This window comes from Prevotella conceptionensis 9403948 (assembly GCF_000312305.1).
Lineage (GTDB): Bacteria > Bacteroidota > Bacteroidia > Bacteroidales > Bacteroidaceae > Prevotella > Prevotella conceptionensis.
In genome coordinates this window covers 247390-254838 of record NZ_HE999448.1, presented here as the reverse complement: position 1 = coordinate 254838, position 7449 = coordinate 247390, and the positions used below count along the sequence as shown (strand labels likewise).

7 protein-coding genes, 1 tRNA gene and 1 pseudogene are annotated in these 7449 nt (G+C 46.5%); 5 read left to right on the top strand and 4 right to left on the bottom strand.

Annotated elements, in window-relative coordinates; all coding sequences use genetic code 11:
• Positions 1–266: pseudogene (locus tag BN93_RS10400) on the bottom strand (DUF4290 domain-containing protein); the annotation flags it as partial.
• A 69-nt stretch (positions 267–335) separates the two neighbouring features.
• Entirely contained in the window at positions 336–1028 is a 693-nt protein-coding gene (tsaB, locus tag BN93_RS10395; RefSeq protein ID WP_019188265.1) for a tRNA (adenosine(37)-N6)-threonylcarbamoyltransferase complex dimerization subunit type 1 TsaB, read from the bottom strand.
• Positions 1029–1118: 90 nt separating this feature from the next.
• On the opposite strand from tsaB, the gene BN93_RS10390 reads away from it, so the two are divergent.
• The 3 genes from BN93_RS10390 to nadD all read left to right on the top strand — a co-directional run bounded on the left by BN93_RS10390 (position 1119) and on the right by nadD (position 3480).
• Positions 1119–1994 carry a YicC/YloC family endoribonuclease gene (locus BN93_RS10390; RefSeq protein WP_044260447.1) on the top strand — a complete coding sequence of 292 codons (876 nt, stop codon included), beginning with the start codon at positions 1119–1121 and terminating at the stop codon, positions 1992–1994.
• A 266-nt stretch (positions 1995–2260) separates the two neighbouring features.
• A complete protein-coding gene (gene gmk, locus BN93_RS10385) occupies positions 2261–2884 on the top strand; it encodes a guanylate kinase (RefSeq protein ID WP_019188263.1) in 624 nt (207 codons plus the stop codon).
• On the top strand, positions 2881–3480 hold the full coding sequence (gene nadD, locus BN93_RS10380; protein ID WP_019188262.1) for a nicotinate (nicotinamide) nucleotide adenylyltransferase: 600 nt from the start codon (positions 2881–2883) through the stop codon (positions 3478–3480). The genes gmk and nadD overlap by 4 nt, the downstream gene beginning before the upstream one ends.
• A gap of 1424 nt (positions 3481–4904) precedes the next feature.
• Here nadD and BN93_RS18660 read toward each other — a convergent pair.
• Together BN93_RS18660 and BN93_RS10370 are read right to left on the bottom strand one after the other, a co-directional pair.
• Positions 4905–5075, bottom strand: coding sequence for a hypothetical protein (locus BN93_RS18660; protein WP_019188260.1), 171 nt, complete (start codon positions 5073–5075; stop codon positions 4905–4907).
• Positions 5076–5273: 198 nt separating this feature from the next.
• A tRNA-Val gene (locus tag BN93_RS10370) sits at positions 5274–5348 on the bottom strand.
• A 208-nt stretch (positions 5349–5556) separates the two neighbouring features.
• On the opposite strand from BN93_RS10370, the gene BN93_RS10365 reads away from it, so the two are divergent.
• Positions 5557–6480 (top strand): hypothetical protein, encoded by a 924-nt coding sequence (locus BN93_RS10365; RefSeq protein WP_019188258.1) that lies wholly within the window; start codon positions 5557–5559, stop codon positions 6478–6480.
• A 304-nt stretch (positions 6481–6784) separates the two neighbouring features.
• Positions 6785–7449: hypothetical protein (locus BN93_RS18000; protein ID WP_044260444.1), on the top strand; the 665-nt coding region annotated here is incomplete at its 3' end.

Below are 7449 nucleotides of genomic sequence, written 5' to 3'. Positions count from 1 at the left end.
GACACGTCGAACGGGTAGTCGATGTCGAGTTTAAAGTCGCTCATGATGGCCAAATGGTCCCACAATTTGTGTTCTAGGTCTACGGCATCGTAGCCTTGTGGAAAGAGAATGCTCATCGTTGCGATGATAGACTCGGCGCAAGCTTGCCTTTCTTGTTTGGTTGGCAGGGTCATTGCGTGGTTCACCATCTTTTGTATCTCACGTCCGTACTCGGGAAGTATCAGCCGTTCGCGTTGCGTGTTATAGTCCAATCCTTCTATGTTCATTATCTTAGTGGTGGATGTTCGGTTGTTCATTCTTAATTTCGTTATTCGGCATTTGGTTTGTCCTTGCAGTTAGAGTAGCGGCTTGGCGGCTTTCGCCACGAAGTCTTTTAGGTAGAACGGCACAAAGTATGCCACATCTTCAAAACGCTCTTCGGCCATAGCTTTCTCTGCCAATGGTGTCATATTCTTGGCCAAAGGCTTCACATTGTCGATGAAGTGGGCGTTGGGGTGAACGATTTCGGCCTTGCACTTGTCGGCTCCGTTGCCGAAGAAGAACACGTGATGCTGGTCTAGAAAAGCCTTGTAGGTATTGGCCTCAACGATGTCGGCCCCCACAGGCCTTACTTCTTTCAGTGCCCTATCGTAGAGGGCGGCGTACACTTCCATGCGTCGGGCGTCGAGCATGGGACAAAGCAGGGCATCGTCGGGCGTTATTTGTTCGCGCAACAGCAGCGGAACGCACAGCAATTGCAGCGTTGGCACGGCCAATAGCTTAGCGTTGCGGGCGTAGCACACGCCTTTGGCCATCGAAACGCCAATGCGCAGGCCCGTGTAAGAGCCCGGTCCGCAACTCACCGCCACGGCATCGAGCGGCAAAGCGTGACTGTCGGCAAACGAAAGGGCCTCGTCTACGAACGTACCTAGCTTTACGGCGTGGTTCGGACCATCGTGGTCTTCGGCGTTAAAGATGCACTCGCCATCGTTACTAACGGCCACCGAACATACCGCGGTACTAGTTTCTATATTTAATATGCACGACATAATCCTATTCAGTATTATTTATATTAAAGTGCAAAATTACGCTTTTTCCGTTTAAAATGTGTACATTTGCAGAAAATTAACGCGCAAACTATGATACAATCCATGACGGGTTACGGCAAGGCTGTCGTGACCTTTAACGACAAGAAAATAAACGTAGAGATTAGATCGCTTAACAGCAAGACGCTAGACCTTTCTACACGCGTTGCTCCTCTGTATCGCGAAAAGGAGATTGAGATGCGACAGATGGTGGCAAAAGCACTCACCAGGGGCAAGGTTGACTTCTCTATATGGGTGGAAAAAGACGCAGCGGCGGACGCAACGCCCATAAACGCCGCATTGGTTGAAAACTATTACCAACAGATTAAGGAGATTTCGGCCAGAACAGGCATTCCCGAACCGCAAGATTGGTACGCTACACTGCTGAAAATGCCCGACGTTACCACACGCACCGAAATGGAAACGCTGGACGAAGACGAATGGAAGGCGGCTGCCGAGGCCATAAAGCAGGCCCTTGAACACATCGTGGCTTTTCGCAAACAGGAGGGTATGGCCCTGCAAAAGAAGTTTGAAGAGAAACTACAAAACATCGGTAAGCTGATGAACGACATCGAACCGTACGAGAAAGCGAGGGTGGAGAAGATTAGAACACGTATTGTAGACGCGCTGAAAGACATCCCCGAAGTGGACTATGACAAGAACCGCTTGGAGCAAGAACTGATATATTATATTGAGAAGTTGGACATTAGCGAAGAGAAACAGCGACTGACCAATCACTTGAAGTACTTTGCCAAGACCATGAACGATGAAAGCGAACAGGGCAAAAAACTGGGGTTCATCGCACAAGAGATGGGTCGCGAGATTAACACAACGGGCTCTAAGAGCAACCAAGCCGAGATGCAGAACATCGTTGTGATGATGAAAGACGAGCTGGAACAGATTAAAGAGCAAGTGCTGAATGTGTTGTAGGCTATCAGTTTTTGAGGTTTTAAGTTGGCGAGGTTGTGAGGTTTTGAAGTTTTGAGTTTCTAAAGTATTTGCGTATTTAGTCTTACGAACGATAAACTTAGCAACAAAACAAGGCCGAAGGGCGCACAAACCTGCATTCTGCAATAAGCCCTAACGCATCAACTTGCCAACTAACAAGCTCAAAAAAATCAGAAACTTACCCACCCATCAACGCAAAAACTCAAATAAAAACTCCCCTCTCATCAACTCAAATAAACTCAAAGATTATGGACAATAACCAGCATATCTACCCTAACGGGCAGTCTTCTACACAGCACAAAGGTGCTTTGGTGATATTCTCCGCACCATCGGGTTCGGGCAAAAGCACCATTATTAACTGGCTGATGCAAAGCCATCCCGAACTACGGCTGGCCTTCTCCATATCTTGTACCAGCAGGGCACCGCGCGGAACAGAACAACATGGCGTGGAATATTTCTTCCTTTCGCCCGAAGAATTTAGGCAACGCATTGCCCAAGACGAGTTCTTGGAGTACGAAGAGGTGTACAAAGACCGCTTTTATGGCACGTTGAAAGAGCAGGTTCAACGCCAAATAGACGCAGGACAGAACGTTGTTTTCGACGTAGACGTTAAGGGAGGGTGCAACATTAAGCGGTTTTATGGCGACAAGGCGTTGAGCATTTTCATCCAACCGCCATCAATCGAGGCCTTGCGCCAGCGGCTTGAAGGGCGCGCAACCGATGCACCAGAGGTGATAAACGACCGCATTGCGCGAGCCGAATACGAGCTGTCGTTCGCTCCGCAGTTTGACAAGGTTATCATAAACGACGACTTGGAGACGGCCAAACGGCAGACTCTCGAAGCGATTAACGCCTTTCTTTCGCGCCCATGATACGCACTGGTTTCTATGGCGGCTCGTTCAACCCCATACATAACGGGCACATCGCCTTGGCTCAACAGTTTTTAGACGATATGGGATTAGACGAAGTATGGTTTGTCGTGTCGCCCCAAAACCCCTTTAAACGCAACGCCAACGACTTGATGGCCGACAAGGCGCGGCTCGAAATAGCGCGCGCTGCCACGGCCAACGAACCTCGTTTCTGCGCCACCGACTACGAGCTGCACCTGCCAACGCCGTCGTACACCTGGCGAACGCTGCAAGCTTTGGCCCACGACGAGCCGCAACGTTCTTTCGTTCTCCTTATTGGAGCCGACAATTGGGTGTCGTTTCCCAAGTGGAATCACCACGAAGACATACTCGCCAGCCACGACATCGCGATATTTCCACGCCGTGGTTACGAGGTAAACCCTAACGACCTGCCCGCCAATGTAACCCTTCTCAACACGCCCTTCTACGACATTTCGAGCACCGACATCCGTCATCGCATCGCCGAAGGCCTGCCCATCGACCATCTTGTGCCGCCTGCGGTGAAAGACATGGTGATAAAGACGTATGCAAATGGCAGCACAATGAAGGGAGAAAGGTAAATTCATTCAAACGATTAAACACTAATCGGTTGCCAGTACCTTCACTAAAACCCCTTTCGCTCAATACCTTTTTAACGGCCAACTTTGGTTAAACTGAGTAGTGACATCTTACAAACAATCGACACGAAAAAGCCCCTTATACAACAAGTATAAGAGGCTCAATGAACAATTATGATGAAATGCGCCACCAATTAGAAAGAGGCGGCTTGCAATTCCGATTTAATACTGAAGTCGTTTTGACTTTTAATCTTTCTATAAATTGAGAGGAGTGCAGGGCAAGTCAACTCTCTGGCTTGTAAACTAACGAAAGCCCAACAACTCCCGAAGGCATCAACTCCCCGATTCACAAACTCATCAGCTCAAAAAGTCATCAACTCAAAAAGCTTAAATCCTTATCTTTTATTTTACAACGCCCCTCTAAATTCCGCGCTATTCTAGCGATAATATAGGTCATAAAGTAGGTAAATAGCCTCTATTTCTAACCTTTCATATCTTCCAAGATGTTCGTTTTTAAGAAAAAAGGCTGCAAATTGCACCATTTAGCCTTTCTAGAATAGCTGCCACCTCGTAATTTTTCATGCCCAATTTCCCACTTTTAGCCCCTAAAATCCCACTTTTTAATGGCTATTTTGCCCTTTTCAGGCATGTGTTTCATGGTTCGAGAAGGTTTTGTTTATACAATTTCAGTGGATATTCATGCTTTTTGTCCTACGTTTAGCTGCATTTTGCACTGCGTTTAGCACCATTTCACCTTGCATTTAGCACCAAAATGCACTGCATTTAGCACCAAAACGCACTGCGTTTAGCGGCAAATTGCACCGTGTTTAGCACCAAAACGCACTTCATTTTGCTGCAAATCGGCCAAAAACGGGTGTTAGTGGCGGTTCGTTTAAATAAAAATTCATTTTGCCTGCATGTACAACTAACCCCTTTTTGCATCAAAACAAACCTTCGCGAGAATCGATTTTTTGCGGCAAGGTTGGCGGTTGGTGGACAAAAAGGGCACTCACAGTGTTAAATTTCCTGCTGAAAAGTTTACAACGGTGGACGAGTTAACAAGTTAACGGGTAGACAAGTGGACGAGTGGATAAGTGAACGGGGTAATCATTCATCTTCTCGTATTGTGACCAAATGCGTCCATTTTGACATAAGAACAGATGAAACATAAAGAACGTTTTCGTTAAGCCAAATGAACAATGCCGAGCTTGCTCGGACATTGTCATGGCGAGAAAAAGCACTTTTCGAGGAACGAGAAAAGAACGTTTTCGTTAAGCCAAATGAACAACGTCGAGCTTGCTCGAACATTGTCATGGCGAGAAAACGCACCTTTCGAGGAACGAGAAAAGAAGGGTTGAAAGCTACCCGTTTAGCTTTTCAGTAACATGAAGGAAGTTGAAATAGTTAAAAAACGATTGCAAATCGTACTAGAATACAAATTCCACCTCAGGCATTTCCTTACCTTCCGCCTTCATATCAGCTTTGGCCTCCTCATAGCACTCCAACAAATCAGCCTTCGCAGAGGCTACATCCTTACCACAAGCGTTTAGTCCTACACCTGCAATTGTCCGTTTCTGTTCTACACCAAAAAACGCCATCCGAAGACTGTTCTACGATAATAATAACCTTTTGCAATTGTATAATAGCGGTATAATTCACGTCTATGCAACGATAAGAAAAAGGCTGCAATTGCGTAAACAACCAGATAACATTTTTGTTATAGCCCGCTTTCACCACCTCTCTTAACACAAAAAACCTCGTTCCCAAAGCTTGGAAACGAGGTTTCTTCTTGTGTGTGGGCGCTGACGGATTCGAACCGCCGACCCTCTGCTTGTAAGGCAGATGCTCTAAACCAGCTGAGCTAAGCGCCCCAATACGCTTGTTTTTCAAAAGCGATGCAAAGGTAAGGAGATTTCACCACACCACCAAACAAAACGCGAAAAAAATGTTTTGAACAGCCGATTTTATGGAAAATGCGCCCGTTTTTCGCGCCGCAAGTAAAATAAAGCGAGGCGAACAGACAACCATAAGCACTTTTTTATTACATTTGCACAACCAACCCCAAACAGAAATAAGCAAATGATAAGACCCATATATACACTTACCCTGCTGTTTTTCGTGCTCACTACGGTATGCGCACGAGACAAAAAAGCCGATGCAAGCTGTATCGACAACATCTTTCCTGCCACCAAAACGGATAGTACACAACTATATGTTGAGGAGGAAGACAAGACCGACTACTCGAAGTTTGCCATAAAGCCCATACGCGTGGACACCATTTGGGGAGACTGGGAGATACATGCACACCAGTTTTACGACGGCAATAAGTTCACCTACGATAAGGAAACGCACGCCGATTATGCCGTGAAGATAAATGTATTTAAGGGAGGCAAACCTGTGTTTAAGAACTACAAAGTAAACTCTAAGTCGCTTATGGGCCCTAACCACATCAAAGGTTTCGAGCTTGGCCTATTCGAACAGTTCGAGATTACCCCCACATCGGTGTACATTGGCTTTGGCTATTGCGAGCCCGAAACCGACAATTGCCTGGAAAGGGTGTTGGCATTGAATGCCGATGGCTCGGTGCGCAAGTACGAAACGTCCATCGCCTCGGCCGAAGGAGACATAGATATGTACGTCACCGACATTTATTGGCTTTACACTTTGTACGTAAACGAACTAAGCCAAGCTACACCTAACGCTGCCAGCATACAGAAAGTGCTGAACAAATACTGCACAACAGACTTTGCCAAACAACTGCAAAACGAGACGTTGAAGAAGAACTTGCTCTTGGGTTCGGACCAATTCGATTACCAATGGCTACGTTCTTTGGAGGTGCACTTGATGGACGAGAAAACAAACACGTGCATCGTTAACTACAAACGCACTGACGGTAAGGTGATTTACAAGCGCATTCACCTGCAACTTAAACCAGAAACGGAGTACGAATACTTGGTTAGTGGCGTGCAGGATGCCACCGAAAAAGACCTGCCCGCAATGTAGAATGGCGAAGAATGGCCTGTTGACGACCGACGACGTATTGCGTACTTAACCCACAAAAGCATAACCATACGCACACGGACTGCTTTAATCAGCCCTGCCATTGGCACATCAGCGAAGAGCTATCGCAAAGTCTGAAAAACCTCTCCAAGCTGACAACAACAACTAAACAAAGCCTCTGAAATGCTCGATTATTTGGTAGAAAAGCCCTTTTTCTGCGCTGCTAGCAAAATAACTGGCAATAGATGGGCGGCAATAAGTGTTTTTTTGCTACATTTGCAGCACTAACCCACATAGAAATTGACAAATGAAAAAACTCGCACTAACACTTTCCCTCATCGCCATTACATTGTTAACGGCCTGTTCGGGAAATAAAAAAGCCGACACAAACGGCGCAGAAAACGACTCGATTACCGCCAAAACAGATAGCGTGCCGCTGTATGTAGAGGAAGAAGACAAGACAGACTACTCGAAGTTTGCCGTCCAACCCATTCGTATTGACACCACTGTTGGCGATTGGGAAATACATATACGCGAATTTTACGACGGCAAGAAGTTTAAGCTTGACAAACAACTCTTCGCCGACTACGCTGTAAAGGTGAATATATTTAAAGGCGGCAAGCCCGTGTTTAAAGACTACAAGATAGACGCCAAGGCGGTTGCAGGCTCCAATTACATAAAGGGTTTCACCCTTGGGGTGCCCGAAAACGTCTTCGTTACCGAAACAACAGTGTACCTAGCCCTATCGTACTGCGAACCCGAAACCGACAATTGCCAGATGTACACCTTGGCTTTATGTGCCAACGGACAAGTAAGAAAGGTTCAAACAGCCGCAGAATCGTACGAAGGCGACATGGATGGATATGTGTTTGACGTCTACGACTTCTATGCCATGTACGTAAACGAACTTACTCAGCCACAGCCTAACAAGGCCGCCATACAGAAAGTGCTGAGCAAATACTGCACAAAAGG